The sequence below is a fragment of the Streptomyces sp. NPDC003697 genome, assembly GCF_053587115.1.
In genome coordinates this window covers 24,485-41,478 of record NZ_JBSFNN010000060.1, presented here as the reverse complement: position 1 = coordinate 41,478, position 16,994 = coordinate 24,485, and the positions used below count along the sequence as shown (strand labels likewise).

Sequence of the window (16,994 nt, the reverse complement as noted above, 5' to 3'; positions counted from 1 at the left end):
GGGACCGAGCAGTTCCAGCGCGTTCTCCCAGCGGAACCTCGGCGGGATGTACTCGGGCTTCCGGCCGGTGCGGCGAATGGGGGGTACCCCCTGCTCGAGCGGAGCCGAGAGTTCGGGGGAGCGTGCCGGGCGCCGCGACGGGGCGAACGTCGCCTGTCGCGGCACCAGCTGTTGCGGGGCTCGCGGTACCGGGCGCGTGGGCCGTCCCGGAGCGTGTGCAGTGCGGCGCCGGGGAGCTGCTTCCGGGATGCGTGGGACGGCGCCGGCCGGACGCGGCGGCACCCGGGATTCGGCTGGAAACGCGCTCTCCGCTGCGTCCGAAACCCGCTCCCGGCGCACGCCCGGTGAGCCGGTTCGGCGGTCGTCGTGGGGTGCGGAACCGCCCCGGTCGTTTCCTCGGCACGCGGCAGCGGGTGAGGGCAACGCCCCGGGAGCCGTCCGCCATCGTGTTCGCGGAGCCGCGTGGGAGGTGGGCGCGGGACGACGGTGACGCCGGGTGGGCCGCCCGCCCGCGTCCGGGACTGTGGTCAGTCAGGGAGCTAGGGACTGTGGGCCGGCCCCTGGGGTGTCTCCCGCGGGCGGAGACCGGTGGTCCGCGCGGACATGCGTGAGGGGGGCGACCACGTCCGGTGGTCGCCCCCCACAGCTCGGTCGTGAGGAACCGTCCGGCGGGCTCAGTGGCCCTGCTCGTCCCGGCGGCGCTGCCAGCGCTGCTCGATGCGGTCCATCATGGAGCGCCTGGGCCGGGCCTGACGGGGGGCGTGCGCGCCGTCGACGGCCTGCTCGCCCGGCTTCGGCGCCTTGCGCCAGCCGGTCACCGCCAACACCGCACAGCCCAGCATGACGAGGAAGCCGACCACGCTGACCCAGATCTGCTGGGCGACCATACCTGCCATGAGGAGCGCGATACCCACGAGGAAGCCCGCGACCGCCTGGTAGACCCGCCGCCGGGTGTACGTACGCAGCCCGCTTCCCTCGAGCGCCGACGCGAACTTGGGATCTTCGGCGTACAGCGCTCGCTCCATCTGCTCGAGCATGCGCTGCTCGTGCTCCGAGAGCGGCACGGAGTCCTCCTCATCGTGCAGTCGCCGGGGCGACCCGGGGGGTCCCTTCAGGATAGGCAGGGAATCGCCCCCGTGAAACCCGCCCCTCTGCGCCATTCGGCCAACCGGAACCCGCCATGGCCGGCCCGGTCGCTGAGGCTTGCATTCCCCGGCAGCCGGCCCGTCATGCCGGGCGGTCTGCCTCGATCATACGGCGCAGAGCCCGCCACCGGGGGCCCTGTGGCGCACTGCATCCCCGGCCGGAGGGCCGGCCGCGGCGCACCGCCGGTGGGCGGTTCAGTGCTCGGTGGCCGCCCGGGTCTCGCCGAGCACGTGGATCTGCGTGGCCACGGAGTGGAAAGCCGGGAGTTCGGCCGCCGCGGCCTCCAGCTTCAGCAGCGCGTCCAGGGCGCCGGGCTCGGTGTCCACCAGCACGCCGGGCACGAGGTCGGCGAAGACCCGTACGCCGTGCACCGCGGCGACCGTCAGGCCGGCGCCCTCGACGAGCGCGGTGAGCTGCTCGGCGCTGAAGCGGCGCGGCATCGGGTCGCTGGCGCCCCAGCGGCCGTCGGGGTCGTCCAGGGCGTGCCTGGCCTCCTTGAAGTGGCCGGCCAGGGCGCGCGCGAGCACGGCCCCGCCCAGCCCGGCGGCGAGCAGGCTCAGCACTCCCTCGGAACGCAGGGCGGCCACCGCGTTGCGCACGCCCTCGGCGGGGTCGTCCACGTGCTCCAGGACGCCGTGACAGAGCACGACGTCGTAGTCGCCGCGCTCGACGACGTCGAACAGGCCGTGGGCGTCGCCCTGCACGCCCCGCACACGGTCCGCGAGGCCGGCCTCGGCGGCGCGGCGCTCCAGGGCGAACAGCGCGTTGGGGCTGGGGTCGACCACGGTGACCCGGTGCCCGAGGCGGGCGACGGGCACGGCGAAGTTGCCGCTGCCGCCTCCGGTGTCGAGGACGTCCAGTGACTCCCGGCCCGTGGCCTTGACCCGGCGGTCGAGGGCGTCCTGCAGGACCTCCCAGACCACGGCGGTACGGAGAGAAGCGCGGGGGCGCATCGGGTCCGACACGGCAGTTGACTCCTCGGCGCGGCACCGCCTCTGGCACGGCGGAGCGATCGGGCTGCCTCCCCGGCCCGGCTGCGGAAGGAGGGAAGGCTTCAGGCGCCCTCCACCCTATTGCCTCGCGCGGCCCGCCCGCCCCTCGCCTCCGGCTGCCTGCCTGCGTTTCTCCCTTCCCACGGGTCTCCGCCCGCCGCCTCCCGGCCGACTGCGGCCCGCCCGCACCTCCCGGCTCGCGACACCGGCACCGGAGCACCCCGCCGGACCGCGTCACCCCCGCCGGCCGTGCGAGTTCCGCCGGCCCGTGCGGGCCGCGCCGCGCCCTCTCAGCCCGCGTCGGGCACGTCGGGCCGGGCACGGGAGCGGTCCGGCTCGTCCGCGTCCCGGCGCGGCTGCGGCAGCACCGGCTGGAGGACCAGCATCCGCTCCACGAGGCGGATGAACATGGCCACGTCCCGGATCAGGTCGTCGGCGTCCCGCCGGCCGGCCGCGCCCCGGATGCCCGCCTCGGCCCGGGCGCGGCGCTGGGCGCCCGAGGCGAACAGCGCGCTCCATTCGGCGAGTTCGGGCGCTATCTCCGGGAGCACCTCCCAGGCGCTCCTGATGCGCGCCCGGCGCCGGGGGGTGGACTCGGGGCGTCCGCGGGCGGCGAGCACGGCGGCGGCGGTGCGCAGGGCGGCGAGGTGGGCCGTCGCGTACCGCTCGTTGGGCGTCTCCAGGGCGGTGGCCTCCTCCAGACCGGAGCGGGCCTGGGCGAGCAGGTCGAGGGCGGCGGGCGGGGCCGTGGCCCGGCGGAGCACGGGGTGGACGTCGCTCGCCGGGCCGGTCAGTGAGGGTGCAGGGCCTGCGGCGCGGCGCCGACGGGCGGCGGCTGCGGACGAGTTGGCCATGACGAACCTCCTGTCGTCTGTGTGACGGCACGGATGCCGTATGTACCCATCGTGCGGTATGGCACTGACAATCCGTTCGACCAGGCCTTTTGCCTCGATCGCGAGTTCGGGCTATTTTTTGTACTGACCAGTCAGTGCAAAAACAGGGGAAGGGGGAGCCGTGGACGACGCACAGGATCACGCCCGCGGCCTCGGTGTCTCGGTCCGCGACCTCGGGCTGCGGGGTTCCCGCGGCTGGGCGTTCCGCGGTGTCGACGTCGAGGCCGGGCCCGGCTCGCTGATCGCGGTGGAGGGCCCGTCCGGCTCGGGGCGTACGTGCCTGCTGCTGGTGCTCACCGGGCGCATGAGGCCCACGGAGGGAGTGGCCGTCGTCGGCGGCTTCAAACTCCCCCGCCACATGACCGCCGTACGGCGAGTCAGCGCGCTCGCCAACGTCAACGGGGTCAGCGACCTCGACCCGGCCCTGACCGTCGGCGAGCACCTGCGTGAACGGGCGCTGCTGCAGCGGAGGTTCGGCGGCTCCCTGCGGGCACTCCTCAGGCCGCGTGCCGAACGCCGGTCGGAGACGCAGCGGTTGACGGACGCCGCGCTGTCCGCCGCGGGGCTCGACCCGGGGACGCTGCCCAAGGGCCTCCGCACGGCCGTGCGGGACCTGGAGCGTCCGGAGGTGCTGCGCCTGTCCGTCGCCCTGGCGCTGATGGCGCGGCCGCGGCTGCTCGCCGTCGACGACACCGACTTCAAGCTCTCGGACGCCGAACGCGCCGAAGTCTGGGCGTTGTTGGCGTCCCTCGCCGGGACGGGCATCACCGTGCTGGCCGTGTGCAGCGAGGCCCCCGAGGGGGCGACGGCCGTGCGCACCGCCGCCCCCTCCGGCCCGCGTACGGCCGGGGACGAGGCGGACGCACCGCCCACCGGGGAGGCGACGGCCACCGAGGCACCCGGCGACGACACCCGGGCCGCCGAGACGCCCGACGACGCCCGCACCACCGAGGCACCCGGCGACGACACCCGGGCCGCCGGCGACGGCACGGCCGCGCACACCACCGACGGACAAGCGAAGGAGGCGGCCGATGCGCTCGCCGAAACTGGCCGCTCTTGAACTGAAGCGCTTCGGGCGGGGCAGGCTGCCGCGCGCGGCCCTGGTCGCGCTGCTGGTGCTGCCGCTGCTGTACGGCGCGCTGTACCTGTGGTCCTTCTGGGACCCCTACGGCCACCTGGACCGCATCCCCGTGGCGCTCGTGAACGACGACGCGGGCGCGACCGCCGACGGCAGGAGGCTCACGGCCGGGGACGACCTCACCAAGGGCCTGCTGGACAGCGAGGTCTTCGAGTGGCACCGGGTGAGCGCCGCCGAGGCCCGCCGGGGCGTCGAGGACGGCACGTACTACCTGTCGCTGACCATGCCCGCCGACTTCAGCAGGCGCATCGCCTCCAGCGGGGGCGCCTCCCCGGAGACCAGCGCGCTGCAGGTGCGCACGAACGACGCGAACAACTACATCGTCGGGCAGATCTCGCGGACGGTCTTCAACGAGGTGCGCACCGCCGCGTCGACGAAGGCGTCGCGGTCCTTCCTGGACAGGATCTTCATCTCGTTCTCCGACATCCACGGCCAGACGGTGAAGGCGGCCCAGGGCGCAGACAAGCTCAACAGCGGTATCGGCAGGGCCGAGAAGGGCTCCGCGGACCTCGCGGACGGGCTGACCGAGGCCAAGAAGGGCTCCGGCAGGCTGTCCGGGGGACTGAAGAAGCTCAACTCCGGCGCCGGCGATCTGGAGGACGGCTCGAAGCAGGTCGCCGAGGGCACGCAGGCGCTCGCCGACCGGGTGAACGGCGTCGCGGACAAGGTGGGGCCGTTCCTGAAGGACAACGAGAAGTCCATCGGCGACACCGCCCGGCTGGTGGCGGACTCGGCGAAGACGATCCGCCGCCACCTCGACACCCTGGTGGAGCAGGCGCCGGCCGCCGCCAGGGGCGCGCACACCGCGGCCGACGTGCTGGACGGCGTCTACACCCGGCGCTGCGAGCAGCCCGCGCTGCCGGACCCGGCCTGCGCCGACCTGAAGAAGGGCAAGCAGGCCGCGGCGGACGTCGCGACGATCGCGGACGACGTCGCCACCCTGGTCGCGGACCAGGACGGTGACCTGAAGAAGCTCGACACCCACCTCGCCACGCTGCAGAAGCAGGCCCAGGCGCTCGCCGACCGCGCCCCGCACCTGTCCGAGGACCTCGACGACGCCGTGCGGAAGATCAACAAGCTGAACGAGGGCGCCGGGAAGGTCGCCGCGGGCGCGAAGAAGCTGCACACCGGACTCGGCACGGCCAGGACGGGCGCGGCGGACCTCGACACGGGGGTCGGCGAGCTGAAGACGGGGGCCACCGACCTCCAGGGCGGCATCTACCGGCTGGCCGACGGTTCCGGGAAGCTCGCCGGCGGGCTCCACGACGGCGCCGGGAAGATCCCCGACTACGGCAAGAAGGACCGCGACCGGCGCACCGGCGTCATGGCCGACCCGGTGCAGCTCGCGTCCCAGGACCTGCACCACGCGCCCAACTACGGCACCGGCTTCGCCCCGTACTTCATCCCGCTGTCGCTCTGGGTGGGGGCGATGGTCGCCTACATGCTGATCCCGCCGCTGAACCGGCGGGCACTGGCCGCGGGCGCCCCGGCGTGGCGGATCGCGGTGGCGGGCTGGCTGCCGGTGGCGGCGATCGGGGTGCTCCAGACGGCGGCCCTGATGGCGGTGCTGCACTGGGCGATCGGGCTGCAGATGGCCCGGGCCGCCGGGACGGTGGGCTTCCTGTTCCTGGTGACGGCGTGCTTCGCGGCGATCGTGCAGTGGCTGAACGCCCGCTTCGGGGCGGCGGGGCGGATCCTCGTCCTCGCGCTGCTGATGCTCCAGCTGACGTCGGCGGGCGGCACCTATCCCGTGCAGACCAGCCCGGGCTTCTTCAACGCGATCCACCCGTTCCTGCCGATGAGCCACGTCGTCGATGCGCTGCGGCGGCTGATCACGGGCGGCGGGACGGGCCCGGTATGGCAGGCGTCCGCCGTGCTCACGGCGTTCACCGCGGGCGCGCTCGCGCTGACCGCGCTGTCGGCCCGGCGCCGGCAGGTGTGGACGGTGGACCGGCTGCACCCGGAGCTGAGCCTGTGACCCCGCGGCCGGCGTCCTCCGCGTCCCCGTCTCCGGCGCCGTCCCGCGCGCGTGCCGCCTCCGCGTCCACCCGGGCGTCCGTTCCTGTGACAATCAGGACCATGGAAAGCAGCAGCACCACCTCCGGCGGCCGCACCCGCCGCGAGGCCACCCGGCAGCGGCTCTACGAGGCGGCCGTCACCCTCATCGCCGAACAGGGGTTCTCCGCCACCACGGTGGACGAGATCGCCGAGCGGGCCGGTGTCGCGAAGGGCACGGTCTACTACAACTTCGCGAGCAAGTCCGTCCTTTTCGAGGAGCTGCTGCGGCACGGCGTGGGTCTCCTGACCGCCTCCCTCAGGGAGGCGGCCGAGGAGACCGCGCGGAACGGCGGCAGCAGGGTCGACGCCCTGGACGCGATGATCCGGGCCGGACTCGTGTTCATCGACCGCTATCCGGCCTTCACACAGCTGTACGTGGCCGAGCTGTGGCGCACCAACCGCGCCTGGCAGTCGACGCTCATGGTGGTCCGGCAGCAGGCGGTCGCCGTCGTCGAGGACGTGCTGCGCGAGGGCGTGGAGAACGGCGAGTTCAGCGAGGAGATCGACGTGCAGCTGACCGCCGCCGCGCTGGTCGGGATGGTGCTGGTGGCCGCGCTGGACTGGAAGTCCTTCCAGCCGGAGCGCTCCCTGGACGATGTGCACGCGGCGCTGTCCCGGCTGCTCCAGGGGCGGGTGAGCGGCCGCCGCTGAGCCGGTCCGGGCCGGTGCCCGGCGCCGGTGTACGGCCCACGGACCGGCCCGTCCGGCCTGCGGGCCCGCCCGGCCGTGCGGTGGTGCCCCGTCGCAGTCGTCCGGTCGGGGCGAGGGCGGGGCCGTACGTGGAGAAGCGCCGGTCGCCCTGGCCGCGTCCCCCGCGGGCCACCACGAACCGGCGCTTCCCCGTACCTCCTGGCAGGACCCCCGTCAGGCCGTTCCCCCCGGGTCCCCCGTGCCTCGCTCCCGCCGACGGGTGCCGGCGGAAGCAGCGGTCCAGGGCCGGGCCGTTCCGCCGCCCCGTGCCGGCGGTACCGGCGCCGTGCCCCGTTCCGTGTCCCCACCTTCTCCCGCGGGCGGCCGGCAGCCCATCCGCACTCGTACTCATCTCGGGCGTTGAGTAGGTACCTAACGCCCGTCCCGCGCCCCCCGCAGGAGCCCCCGTGCACGGCCGGCGGCCGACGGCGCCGCGGGAGAAGCCCTGGTCACCGTCCCGGCCCCTGCGCCCGGAGCACCGGACTCGGCCGCTAGAGTCGCCGGCATGGGACGGATCGCGGTGATCGGCGCCGGAATGGGCGCGATGGCGGCCGCCGCCCGGCTGGCCGTCGCGGGCCACCGGGTGGTGGTGTACGAGCGGACGGAGACCTACGGCGGGGCGGTGCGCCGCCTGGAGCGGGACGGCTTCGCCTTCGACACCGGCCCCGGGCTGCTCCTGCTGCCCGCGGTCCACCGCGACCTGTTCGTCAAGACCGGCCGGCAGCCGCTGGAGGAATGCGTCGAACTGGTCCAGGTAGACCCCTCCTCCCGTCACGTCTTCGCCGACGGCACCGAGGTGTCGCTGCCGAACGCCTCCCGCGCGGGGGTCGTCGCGGCCCTGGATGACGCCCTCGGGGCGGGCGCGGGGCAGCGCTGGGGCGACTTCCTCGTACGGGCGCGCGAGGCATGGGACCGCACCCGCCGGCCGCTGCTGGAGGAGCCGCTGTGGCCCGACTGGCGGGTGCTCGCCGAGCGCGAGCCCTATCCGGCGGTCCCGCACCGGCGCCTGCTGCGCACCCGGCGGGCGGGCACGCTCGACGAGATCGGCGCCTGGGAACTGCGCGACCCGCGCCTGGCCGCGCTCCTGGACGGCTACGCCCTGGCGTACGGCCTGGACCCGCGCACCGCTCCGGCGAGCGCCTCCGTGCTGCCCTACATGGAGCACGCGTTCGGTACCTGGCACGTCCGCGGCGGGCTGCGCCGGCTGGCGCGCGCGGTCTACGAGCGGTGCCTGGAACGCAGGGTCGAGTTCGTCTTCGGCGCCGAGGTCACCCGCGTTCTGGAGAAGGACGGCCGGGCGGCCGGGGTGGAACTCGCCGACGGGACCGTGGCCGAGGCCGACACGGTCGTCGGGGGGGCGCCCGGCCGGCTGGCCGGCCTGCTGCCGGGCCGCGAGCCGTACGAGGGGGACGTCGTCCGGCCGGCGGCCGAGGGGGCCTCGCCGGGCCGGGTCGTGGTGTGCCTGGCGCTGCGCGGCGCGCGCGGCGAGGGCGCCGCGCACCGGACGGTGGTGCACACGCCGGACCGGCAGGCCGAGTGGGAAGCCCTGCGACGCGGCGAGCCCCCCACGCTCCCCACGGTCCTGGTGGACCGGCCGGACGACCCCGCCCTGCGCCCGGACGGGGCCCACGAGTCGGTCGTGCTGACGGCGACGGTGCCGTCCGGAGCGTCCTGCGACTGGACCGCGCCCGGGGCCGCCGGGGCCTTCGCGGACCGGATGGTCGCCGCCGCCGGACGCGCGGTGCCGGGACTGGCCGGGCGGATCCTGTGGCGCGAGGTGCGCACGCCCGTGGACACGGAACGGGAGACGGGCGCGCGGGGCGGCGGCGTGCCCGCGCCCGCCCTGGCCGCGGCAGCGGGCGCCTGCCTGCGGCCCGCCAACACCACCGCCCTGTCCGGCCTGTTCAGCGTCGGCGGCTGGTCGCACCCCGGGGGCGGACTCCCGCACGCGGGCATGTCGGGCGCGCTGGTGGCCGGTCTGGTGGTGGAGGGGCCGGGGTTCCGGGGTTCCCAGTGACCACGCCGGGCCGGCGAGGCGCCGGGCATCCGGGGGCCCTGCCTCCCGGGCGCGTATGAACCCCGGCGGGCCGTCCGGCCGTTGCCCGGACGTTCCGGGCGTCCGGGCCACACCTGGTGCCCCCCGGGTCGTCCCGACGTCCCGAAGGCGCGGCCGTCCTGACGGACGGTCAGGCATTCGGCGTCCGCGCCGTCAGATGCGCGGCCCGGCGCACCACGCACCGCCGCGCGCCGGCCGGACCGCCACCGCGCCGCTGTTCTGCCGTGCGTTCCCCCACGTCCCTGTTCGGCCGGGTGCTCAGAACCGGTACTGATCGTCGAACCCGGCCCCCTGCGCCTGGTTCGGACGCCCCTGCCCGTCGTCCTGGTACGGGTAGGGCTGCTCCGGCGGGAGTTCGCCGCCGTAGGACTCATCGGAGCGCTGCTGCGGCACCCACAGCCCGCCGGCCTGGCTCTCGCCGCCGTAGCCTCCGGCGTACTGGTCCTGGCCGTAGCCGTAGCCCTGATCGTAGCTCTGCTGCCCGCCGTAGGCCGCCGTGTCGTACGAGCCGCCGGCGTAGCCCTGGTCGCCCCCGTAGGGATCGGAGTACGCGGCGTACTGCTGCTGGCCGGTGGTGTCGTAGCCGTAGCCCTGCTGCTGGCCGTAGCCGGAGTAGTCGTACCCGTACCCCTGGTCGGCGCCCTGGGCCGCCGTCGCGTACTGGTCCTGGCCGGCTCCCGCGTAGGAGGAGTCCGTGCCCGCCGGGTGCGAGGAGGCGCCGTCGTAGACGCCGTACGAACCCGTGTCGTCGGGCAGGGGCTGCGGCGCGTACACGGCCGTGGTCCCGGCCGCCGCCGCGCCCGCCGCGCGGGCGGGGGTGAAGACGTCGCCGTCGCCGTCGTAGTCGTCATGCCCGTACGGCAGGCCGTCCGGGCGGCCCGCGCCGTCCTCGTCGCCGTAGCCGTCCGGCCCCTCGGAGCCGGGGCCCTCCGGGTCCGTCTCCGGCCGGCCGCGTTCGCCGCGGCGGCGCTTGCTGCCGCCGGTGCCCGCGTCCGGGCGGTTGACCGCCCAGCCCGCCGCGAAGCCGCGGCGGAAGGACAGCGTCACGTAGGTCTGCCCCACCGCGAAGGCGGCAGCACCCAGTCCGATGACGACGACGGACGGGATCAGCACGCCGAGCACGACGCCGAGGAAGCCGCCGAAGGCGAGCAGTCGCCAGCGCAGACGTGCCTTGTACTGCAGCAGCACCTCGCCCAGCAGCCACAGCGCGACGACGCCGAACGCGATGTAGAGGACCGTCCAGCCCATGTACGCCCCTCTCCCAGTGGCCGCTACGCAGTGTGGCGTACGTCCGTGCGGTCGGTCCAGGCCCGCGGCGGACGGTGCAGGCCCAGGTTCTCGTAGATCTCCAGTGTCGCCGTCGAGTTGTTCAGCGTGATGAAGTGCAGTCCGGGCACTCCCTCGGCCAGCAGCCGGGCGCAGAACTCCGTGGCGAACTCGATCCCGATCGAGCGTACAGCCGCCGGATCGTCCCGCGCCGTGAGGATCCGCTCTTTCAGGACATCCGGGATGGCGGCGTTGCTGAGTTGTGGCAGACGTTCCAGCATCCGCACGCTCGTGACCGGCATGACCTCCGGGATCACGGGCGTCTCGCAGCCGGCCGCGGTGACCCGGTCGCGCAGGCGCAGGTACGACTCGGGACGGAAGAACATCTGGGTGATGGCGTAGTCGGCGCCCGCGCGGCACTTGTCGACGAAGTGGGCGACGTCGGTGTCCCAGTCGGCCGAGCGGGGGTGCATCTCCGGGAAGGCGGCGACGCCCACGCAGAAGTCGCCCGACTCCTTGATGAGCCGGACCAGTTCCGCCGCATAGGTCAGGCCCCGCGGATGCGGGACCCACTCGCCCATCGGGTCGCCGGGCGGGTCGCCGCGCACGGCCAGCATGTTGCGGATCCCCGCGTCGGCGTACTGGCCGATGATGTTGCGCAGTTCCGCGACGGAGTGGTCGACCGCGGTGAGGTGGGCGACCGGGGTGAGCGTGGTGTCGGCGACGATCTGCTCGGTCTCCTTGACCGTGCCGGCGCGGGTGGAACCGCCCGCGCCGTAGGTCACGGAGACGAAGTCCGGGGCGACCGCCTCGACCCTTCGCAGCGCGCTCCACAGGTTCCGCTCGCCCTTGGGCGTCTTCGGCGCCGAGAACTCGAACGAGTACGTCGCCTTGCCGGCGGCGAGGATGTCACGCACGGTGCGCGCGCGATCAGTCCTGGTGGATGCGGTTCCGAGGGCCATGGTCGCAGGTTAACCAGGCCCTGGCGGTCCCCCAACCGCACGCCGGTCATTCGACCGATTTGTCGGCCTGCTGTCCACCCCTCGGACAGTGAGGGCGGGAATGCCGGTCGGAAGCGGACCTCTCCGTCCGCCTGACGAGACACCGGAGGCCTCGTTCGTCGGGCCGGAGCGGGCCGCGGCGCCCGGTGCGGTGCGCACGCGGCGGGCGCCACCCGAGCGCGGACGCACTCGGGTGATCCGGCACCGCGGCGTGGCGCCGCGCGTCGCGGACCCCGTCCGAACCGGGTGAACCCCTCAGGCCCGGCGCAGGCGCTCGGCGAACTCCGCCGCCGCCGCACCCGGGTCGTCCGCGTCGGTGATCGCCCGGACCACGACGACACGACGGGCGCCGGCCTCCAGGACCTCGTCGAGGTTGCCCAGGTCTATGCCGCCGATGGCGAACCAGGGCCGGTCGGTGCCGAGGGCCGCCGTGCTGCGCACCAGGTCCAGGCCGGGTGCGGGACGGCCGGGCTTGGTGGGGGTGGGCCAGCACGGTCCGGTGCAGAAGTAGTCCACGCCGTCCTGGACGGCGGCCGCGGCGGCCTCGGACTCGGCGTGCGTGGAGCGGCCGATCAGGACGTCGCGGCCGAGGATCGCGCGGGCCGCCGGCACCGGCAGGTCGCCCTGGCCGAGGTGCAGGACGTCGGAGCCCGCGGCGTGGGCGACGTCCGCCCGGTCGTTGACCGCGAGGAGCCTGCCGTGGCGGGCGCAGGCGTCGGCGAGGACCGCCAGGTGCTCCAGCTCCTCGGCCGCCTCCATGCCCTTGTCGCGCAGTTGCACGATGTCGACGCCGCCGGCCAGCACCGCGTCCAGGAACTCGGGCAGGTCGCCCTGGCGCCTGCGGGCGTCCGTGCACAGGTAGAGGCGGGAGCCGGCGAGCCGGGCCCGGGCGGTGGCGGCGGTGGCGGTGGCGTCGGGCATGCGTGTGTCCCCCCGGACGGTCGTGTCACATGGCGGTGGCGCACGGGCAGCGGCCCTCACCGGCCTGAGCGTCGCCCGTGCTCGGGCCCGGACCGGACGGCCCGGTGGCCGCGGCCCCCCGGCCGTGGCCCGCGGGCCACGGCCGGACGAGCCGGTGTCGTTCGGTCAGACGGCGAGCGCCTGGGCGCGACGCTTCACCTCCGTGCCGCGATTCTCCCTGAGGGCCTGCGCGGGGGTGCCGGGCAGGGTCGGATCGGAGGTGAAGAGCCATTCCAGCATCTCTTCGACCGTGAAGCCGTCGTCCCGCAGGAGCGTCAGGGTGCCGGACAGGCCCTTGACGACCTTGTCCCCGTCGATGAAGTCCGCGGGGACGTGCAGCGCGCGGTTCTCACCGCGGCGTACGGCGATGAGCTGGCCGTCCTTGACCAGCTGCCGCACGCGCGTCACCTCGACGCCGAGCATTTCGGCGATGTCGGGGAGGGTGAGCCAGGCCGGGACGAGAGCATCGATTTTCGTGTCAATCTCGGTCACGGGATCAAGCGTGCCATCTCGGACCGGCACGCGGTAGCCGGGGCCGCCCAGCCGGGACACGCGCCACCGGGCCTGACGTCGAAGTCCCGCCTGCCCCGCCCTCCGGGCGACGGCGCGCGTTGCACGACAGGGCCCGGGCAGGGCCTAGGCCGTGGCCGCCTTCAGGGGCCGCGCGGGGTCCGCCAGCAGCTCAGGGTCCATGCGCGCGCCGGCCTCGATCAGGCGCCTGCCCTGGGCCAGGTCCCGCGGCCGGCCCACCGCGAGCAGGGCCACCAGACGGCCCTCCCGCAGCCAGCAGACGGTCCACGCCGGGCCCGTGGGGTCGCCACGCCGGACGGTGGTGTCGGCGGACGCGTGGTGGCCGGCGTACTGCACGAACCGGCCGAACTGCTCCGACCAGAAGTACGGCACCGGGTCGTAGACCACCGGGGTCAGGCCGACGATGCCGGCGGCGACCGTGCGGGGGCCCTGGAGGGCGTTGTCCCAGTGGTGGATGAGGAGGCGCTCGCCGTAGCGCCGGGAGGGGAAGGAGGCGCAGTCGCCGACCGCGTACACGTCCGGCACGGAGGTGCGCAGGTGCTCGTCGGCGACGATCGCGCCGTCCGGGCCCAGTTCGACGCCGGAGCCGGCCAGCCAGGCGGTGGCGGGGCGCGCGCCGATGCCGACGACGACGGCGCCCGCCGACAGCCGCGTGCCGTCGTCGAGCACCACCGCGCCCGGTTCGACGTGCTCGACGCGCGCGTGCGTGCGGAGGACGGCGCCGCTGTCGGCGTACCAGGCGGCCATCGGGGCGGCCACGTCGGCGGGCAGTGCCCCCGCGAGCGGCCGGTCGGCGGCCTCCACGACGGTCACGGCGCAGCCCGCCTCCCGGGCCGCCGTGGCGAACTCGGCGCCGATCCAGCCGGCGCCGACGACCACGACGTCGTGCTGCCGGGCGAGCACGGGACGCAGCCGTTCGGCGTCGTCCAGGGTGCGCAGCAGGTGCACTCCGGGCAGCTGCTCGGCGCCGGGGAGCCGGATCGGTTCGGCGCCCGTCGCGAGGACGAGGACGTCGTACGGGACCGGGCCGTCGGAGGTGTCGAGCACGTGCGCGTCGGGGCGTACGGCCAGGGCCTCGCAGCCGAGCCGCACGTCTGTGCCGAGGGCCTCGAAGTCGACGTCGAAGGCGGAGCCCTCGGCCTTGCCGAGCAGGACGGCCTTGGACAGCGGAGGCCGGTCGTAGGGCTGGTGCGGCTCGGCGCCGATCAGCGTCACGGCGCCCTGGAAGCCCTGCTCGCGCAGGGCGACCGCGGTCTGCACGCCGGCCATGCCCGCGCCGGCGACGACCACCCGCCGCGGCTGTGACGTGCCGTGTTCCTGCGTCTGCTCGCTCACCTGATCACCTTAGTAAACTGACACGGTGTCAGACAGGGGGCCTCCGGAGTGACGTGCTCCACAGCCACGCCGGCCGCGGCCGCGCCGGGGACCCGGTCGCCGCACGCAGCGGGCCGCGGACCCGGCTGCGGCCGGTCAGCCGGTCGCCGCCGGCTGCTCCGCCACCTGCTCCACCACGCTCGTCCCACTGCCCGGCTGCGACTCCCACCGCCAGGTCTCCTCCAACCGCACCCGCCCGTCGGGCAGTTCGGCCACCGTCGACACGCAGTGCCCGCTGGACGTGGTGCCGTCGACCTTGAGCTGCACGTACCGGAAGTCGAGTCGGTCACCCTCCCTGGTACCCACGAGATGCCCGCGTACGACGTCGCCGCCCGCGTACTCGGCCCAGATCTCGCCGTCCCTCTCGTGGTAGGCGAAGCGGGTGCGCGTGCCCACCTGCCCCGGCGCCTGGTCGGCGACGGGGGCCAGGACGAGACCGTCGAGCGAGGGGGACATGCGGTGGGACTCCCTTACAGAGGCGCTGGTCGAGGACTAGGGTGGCCACCGTACAAGCACTCGCGGGAGCCCGGACGCACTGGGCTGAGAGGGAGGCTGGCGGCCTCCGACCGTACGAACCTGATCCGGGTCATGCCGGCGAAGGGAGGGGCTGGACGCCCATGTCGTCTCCACGTACGTCAGACGTCCTCGTCCTGGGGGGCGGGATCATCGGGCTGGTGACGGCCTGGCGCGCGGCGCAGCGCGGCCTCGTCACGGCCGTGGTGGACCCCGAGCCGGGCGGTGGAGCCGCGCAGGTGGCCGCCGGGATGCTCGCCGCCGTCACGGAACTGCACTACGGCGAGCAGACGCTGCTGGCGCTGAACCTCGCCTCGGCCCGCCGCTACCCGGACTTCGCGGCCGAGCTGACCGAGCTGACCGGCCACGACCTCGGCTACCGCCGCTGCGGCACGCTCGCGGTGGCGCTCGACGCCGACGACCGCGCCCATCTGCGGGATCTGCACGCGCTGCAGCGGCAGTCGGGCCTGGATGCGGAGTGGCTGTCCGGGCGGGAGTGCCGGCGGCTGGAGCCGCTGCTCGCCCCGGGCGTGCGCGGCGGGCTCCGGGTGGACGGCGACCACCAGATCGACCCGCGGCGGCTGGCGGCGGCGCTGGTGGCCGCGTGCGAGCGGGCGGGCGTGGTCTTCCACCGCGCCTGGGCCGAGCGGCTCACCGTGGCGCGGCAGCGGGCCGCCGGCTGCGTCCTGCGCGACGGCACCGTGCTCGCCGCGGACCGGGTGGTGCTGGCGGCCGGCAGCCTCAGCGGGCAGCTGGCCGGCGTGCCGGACGACGTGCTGCCGCCGGTGCGGCCGGTCAAGGGGCAGGTGCTGCGGCTGACCGTGCCGAGGCGGTACGCGCCCTTCCTCGACCGGACCGTGCGCGCCGTGGTGCGCGGCAGCCACGTCTACCTGGTGCCGCGGCTCAACGGCGAACTGGTCGTCGGCGCCACCAGCGAGGAACTGGGCTGGGACACGACGGTGACGGCCGGCGGGGTCTACGAGCTGCTGCGCGACGCGCACGAGCTGGTCCCGGGGATCACCGAGCTGCCGCTGACCGAGACGCGCGCCGGGCTGCGCCCCGGCTCCCCCGACAACGCGCCGCTGCTCGGCCCGACGGCGCTGGACGGGCTGCTGCTGGCCACCGGCCACTACCGCAACGGGGTGCTGCTGACGCCAGTCACCGGGGACGCGATGGCACATGTCCTGACCACCGGGGACCTGCCCGAGGAGGCCCGCCCCTTCACCCCGAGGCGCTTCGGGGTCACCGCACGCACGGAGCAGCCCGCATGACCGTCCCCGAGGCGGCGGGCGCCGCCGGCACGCTGACCGTCTTCGTCAACGGGGAGCCGCGCGGGATCGATCCGGGCACGGCGCTCGACGCCGTCGTCCGGTCGCTGACCGCGGCGCCGGCCGGGGTGGCCGCCGCCCTCAACGAGACCGTCGTCCCGCGCGCCCAGTGGCCGGCCACCGTCCTGGCCGAGGGCGATCGCGTCGAAGTGCTCACCGCCGTGCAAGGAGGCTGACCCGTGGCCGACGACCCGTTCCTCCTCGGAGGTCTGTCTCTCACCTCGCGCCTGATCATGGGCACGGGCGGCGCACCGAGTCCGGAGGTGCTCCAGCGGGCGCTCGTCGCCTCCGGCACTGAGCTGACGACGGTCGCGATGCGGCGCGTGGACCCGTCCGTGCACGGGTCCGTGCTGTCGGTGCTGCAGCGACTGGGCATCCGGGTGCTGCCGAACACGGCCGGCTGCTTCACCGCCGGTGAGGCCGTGCTGACGGCGCGGCTGGCGCGGGAGGCACTGGGCACCGATCTGATCAAACTGGAGGTCATCGCCGACGAGCGGACGCTGCTGCCGGACCCGATCGAGCTGCTGGAAGCCGCCGAGACGCTGGTCGACGACGGGTTCACGGTGCTGCCGTACACCAACGACGACCCGGTGCTCGCCCGGCGGCTGGAGGACGCCGGCTGCGCGGCGATCATGCCGCTGGGGTCGCCGATCGGCTCCGGGCTCGGCATCCGGAACCCGCACAACTTCCAGCTGATCGTGGAGCACGCGCGCGTGCCGGTGATCCTGGACGCGGGGGCCGGTACGGCGTCGGACGTGGCACTGGCCATGGAGCTGGGGTGCGCGGGGGTGATGCTGGCATCGGCGGTGACGCGGGCGCAGGAGCCCGTGGTGATGGCCGAGGCGATGCGGCACGCGGTCGAGGCGGGGCGGCTGGCGCGGCTGGCGGGGCGGATCCCGCGGCGGCACTTCGCGCAGGCGTCCTCCCCCGTGGAGGGCCTGGCCCGGCTGGATCCGGAGCGGCCCGCCTTCTAGTGCCGCGGCAGGCAACGTTCGCCCGTCAAGGAGCGGCGTCCGGTGCGGCGAGAGGGGGTACCCCCTGCTCGAGC

16 protein-coding genes and 1 riboswitch are annotated in these 16,994 nt (G+C 75.0%); of the genes, 7 read left to right on the top strand and 9 right to left on the bottom strand.

Going from position 1 to position 16,994, the window contains the following annotated elements; all coding sequences use genetic code 11:
* Positions 1–674 precede the first annotated feature (674 nt).
* The 3 genes from ACWDNY_RS22205 to ACWDNY_RS22195 all read right to left on the bottom strand — a co-directional run bounded on the left by ACWDNY_RS22205 (position 675) and on the right by ACWDNY_RS22195 (position 2,992).
* On the bottom strand, positions 675–1,064 hold the full coding sequence (locus ACWDNY_RS22205; protein ID WP_451647527.1) for a DUF3040 domain-containing protein: 390 nt from the start codon (positions 1,062–1,064) through the stop codon (positions 675–677).
* Positions 1,065–1,340: 276 nt separating this feature from the next.
* Positions 1,341–2,111 carry a methyltransferase gene (locus ACWDNY_RS22200; protein WP_451647526.1) on the bottom strand — a complete coding sequence of 257 codons (771 nt, stop codon included), beginning with the start codon at positions 2,109–2,111 and terminating at the stop codon, positions 1,341–1,343.
* Between the two features lie 317 nt (positions 2,112–2,428).
* Complete coding sequence (locus ACWDNY_RS22195) at positions 2,429–2,992, bottom strand: SAV_6107 family HEPN domain-containing protein (protein WP_451647525.1); 564 nt, start codon at positions 2,990–2,992, stop codon at positions 2,429–2,431.
* A 160-nt stretch (positions 2,993–3,152) separates the two neighbouring features.
* Between ACWDNY_RS22195 and ACWDNY_RS22190 the strand changes: the two genes are divergently transcribed.
* The 4 genes from ACWDNY_RS22190 to ACWDNY_RS22175 all read left to right on the top strand — a co-directional run bounded on the left by ACWDNY_RS22190 (position 3,153) and on the right by ACWDNY_RS22175 (position 8,934).
* Positions 3,153–4,091, top strand: coding sequence for an ATP-binding cassette domain-containing protein (locus tag ACWDNY_RS22190; protein ID WP_451647524.1), 939 nt, complete (start codon positions 3,153–3,155; stop codon positions 4,089–4,091).
* Positions 4,063–6,147 carry a YhgE/Pip family protein gene (locus ACWDNY_RS22185; protein WP_451647523.1) on the top strand — a complete coding sequence of 695 codons (2,085 nt, stop codon included), beginning with the start codon at positions 4,063–4,065 and terminating at the stop codon, positions 6,145–6,147. The genes ACWDNY_RS22190 and ACWDNY_RS22185 overlap by 29 nt, the downstream gene beginning before the upstream one ends.
* A gap of 101 nt (positions 6,148–6,248) precedes the next feature.
* The gene (locus tag ACWDNY_RS22180) at positions 6,249–6,878 is read left to right on the top strand and encodes a TetR/AcrR family transcriptional regulator (RefSeq protein ID WP_451647522.1); all 630 of its coding nucleotides are present in this window, start codon (positions 6,249–6,251) and stop codon (positions 6,876–6,878) included.
* A gap of 544 nt (positions 6,879–7,422) precedes the next feature.
* Positions 7,423–8,934, top strand: coding sequence for a phytoene desaturase family protein (locus ACWDNY_RS22175; protein ID WP_451647521.1), 1,512 nt, complete (start codon positions 7,423–7,425; stop codon positions 8,932–8,934).
* A 297-nt stretch (positions 8,935–9,231) separates the two neighbouring features.
* Here ACWDNY_RS22175 and ACWDNY_RS22170 read toward each other — a convergent pair whose 3' ends face one another.
* The 6 genes from ACWDNY_RS22170 to ACWDNY_RS22145 all read right to left on the bottom strand — a co-directional run bounded on the left by ACWDNY_RS22170 (position 9,232) and on the right by ACWDNY_RS22145 (position 14,561).
* Complete coding sequence (locus ACWDNY_RS22170; RefSeq protein ID WP_451647520.1) at positions 9,232–10,221, bottom strand: SCO2102 family sporulation regulator; 990 nt, start codon at positions 10,219–10,221, stop codon at positions 9,232–9,234.
* Positions 10,222–10,244: 23 nt separating this feature from the next.
* On the bottom strand, positions 10,245–11,201 hold the full coding sequence (gene metF / locus ACWDNY_RS22165; protein ID WP_451647519.1) for a methylenetetrahydrofolate reductase [NAD(P)H]: 957 nt from the start codon (positions 11,199–11,201) through the stop codon (positions 10,245–10,247).
* Between the two features lie 294 nt (positions 11,202–11,495).
* A complete protein-coding gene (gene thiE, locus ACWDNY_RS22160) occupies positions 11,496–12,161 on the bottom strand; it encodes a thiamine phosphate synthase (RefSeq protein WP_451647518.1) in 666 nt (221 codons plus the stop codon).
* A 165-nt stretch (positions 12,162–12,326) separates the two neighbouring features.
* Complete coding sequence (locus ACWDNY_RS22155) at positions 12,327–12,692, bottom strand: Rv2175c family DNA-binding protein (RefSeq protein WP_451647517.1); 366 nt, start codon at positions 12,690–12,692, stop codon at positions 12,327–12,329.
* Between the two features lie 144 nt (positions 12,693–12,836).
* The gene (locus ACWDNY_RS22150; RefSeq protein ID WP_451647516.1) at positions 12,837–14,066 is read right to left on the bottom strand and encodes an NAD(P)/FAD-dependent oxidoreductase; all 1,230 of its coding nucleotides are present in this window, start codon (positions 14,064–14,066) and stop codon (positions 12,837–12,839) included.
* A 135-nt stretch (positions 14,067–14,201) separates the two neighbouring features.
* On the bottom strand, positions 14,202–14,561 hold the full coding sequence (locus ACWDNY_RS22145; RefSeq protein ID WP_451647515.1) for a hypothetical protein: 360 nt from the start codon (positions 14,559–14,561) through the stop codon (positions 14,202–14,204).
* A 52-nt stretch (positions 14,562–14,613) separates the two neighbouring features.
* Positions 14,614–14,725, top strand: a riboswitch (TPP riboswitch).
* On the opposite strand from ACWDNY_RS22145, the gene thiO reads away from it, so the two are divergent.
* The 3 genes from thiO to ACWDNY_RS22130 all read left to right on the top strand — a co-directional run bounded on the left by thiO (position 14,723) and on the right by ACWDNY_RS22130 (position 16,920).
* Positions 14,723–15,889, top strand: coding sequence for a glycine oxidase ThiO (gene thiO / locus ACWDNY_RS22140; protein WP_451647514.1), 1,167 nt, complete (start codon positions 14,723–14,725; stop codon positions 15,887–15,889). (Overlaps the previous riboswitch by 3 nt.)
* A 32-nt stretch (positions 15,890–15,921) precedes the next feature.
* Complete coding sequence (gene thiS, locus ACWDNY_RS22135; RefSeq protein WP_451647529.1) at positions 15,922–16,122, top strand: sulfur carrier protein ThiS; 201 nt, start codon at positions 15,922–15,924, stop codon at positions 16,120–16,122.
* Positions 16,123–16,125: 3 nt separating this feature from the next.
* Complete coding sequence (locus ACWDNY_RS22130; RefSeq protein ID WP_451647513.1) at positions 16,126–16,920, top strand: thiazole synthase; 795 nt, start codon at positions 16,126–16,128, stop codon at positions 16,918–16,920.
* The last annotated feature ends 74 nt before the right edge of the window (positions 16,921–16,994 follow it).

Excerpts from the sequence above, each read along its gene's own strand:
- ACWDNY_RS22195 (WP_451647525.1), bottom strand. The coding sequence starts at position 2,992 with ATGGCCAACTCGTCCGCAGCCGCCGCCCGTCGGCGCCGCGCCGCAGGC.
- ACWDNY_RS22185 (WP_451647523.1), top strand. The coding sequence starts at position 4,063 with ATGCGCTCGCCGAAACTGGCCGCTCTTGAACTGAAGCGCTTCGGGCGG.
- ACWDNY_RS22180 (WP_451647522.1), top strand. The coding sequence starts at position 6,249 with ATGGAAAGCAGCAGCACCACCTCCGGCGGCCGCACCCGCCGCGAGGCC.
- ACWDNY_RS22175 (WP_451647521.1), top strand. The coding sequence starts at position 7,423 with ATGGGACGGATCGCGGTGATCGGCGCCGGAATGGGCGCGATGGCGGCC.
- ACWDNY_RS22170 (WP_451647520.1), bottom strand. The coding sequence starts at position 10,221 with ATGGGCTGGACGGTCCTCTACATCGCGTTCGGCGTCGTCGCGCTGTGG.
- metF (WP_451647519.1), bottom strand. The coding sequence starts at position 11,201 with ATGGCCCTCGGAACCGCATCCACCAGGACTGATCGCGCGCGCACCGTG.
- thiE (WP_451647518.1), bottom strand. The coding sequence starts at position 12,161 with ATGCCCGACGCCACCGCCACCGCCGCCACCGCCCGGGCCCGGCTCGCC.
- ACWDNY_RS22145 (WP_451647515.1), bottom strand. The coding sequence starts at position 14,561 with ATGTCCCCCTCGCTCGACGGTCTCGTCCTGGCCCCCGTCGCCGACCAG.
- thiO (WP_451647514.1), top strand. The coding sequence starts at position 14,723 with ATGTCGTCTCCACGTACGTCAGACGTCCTCGTCCTGGGGGGCGGGATC.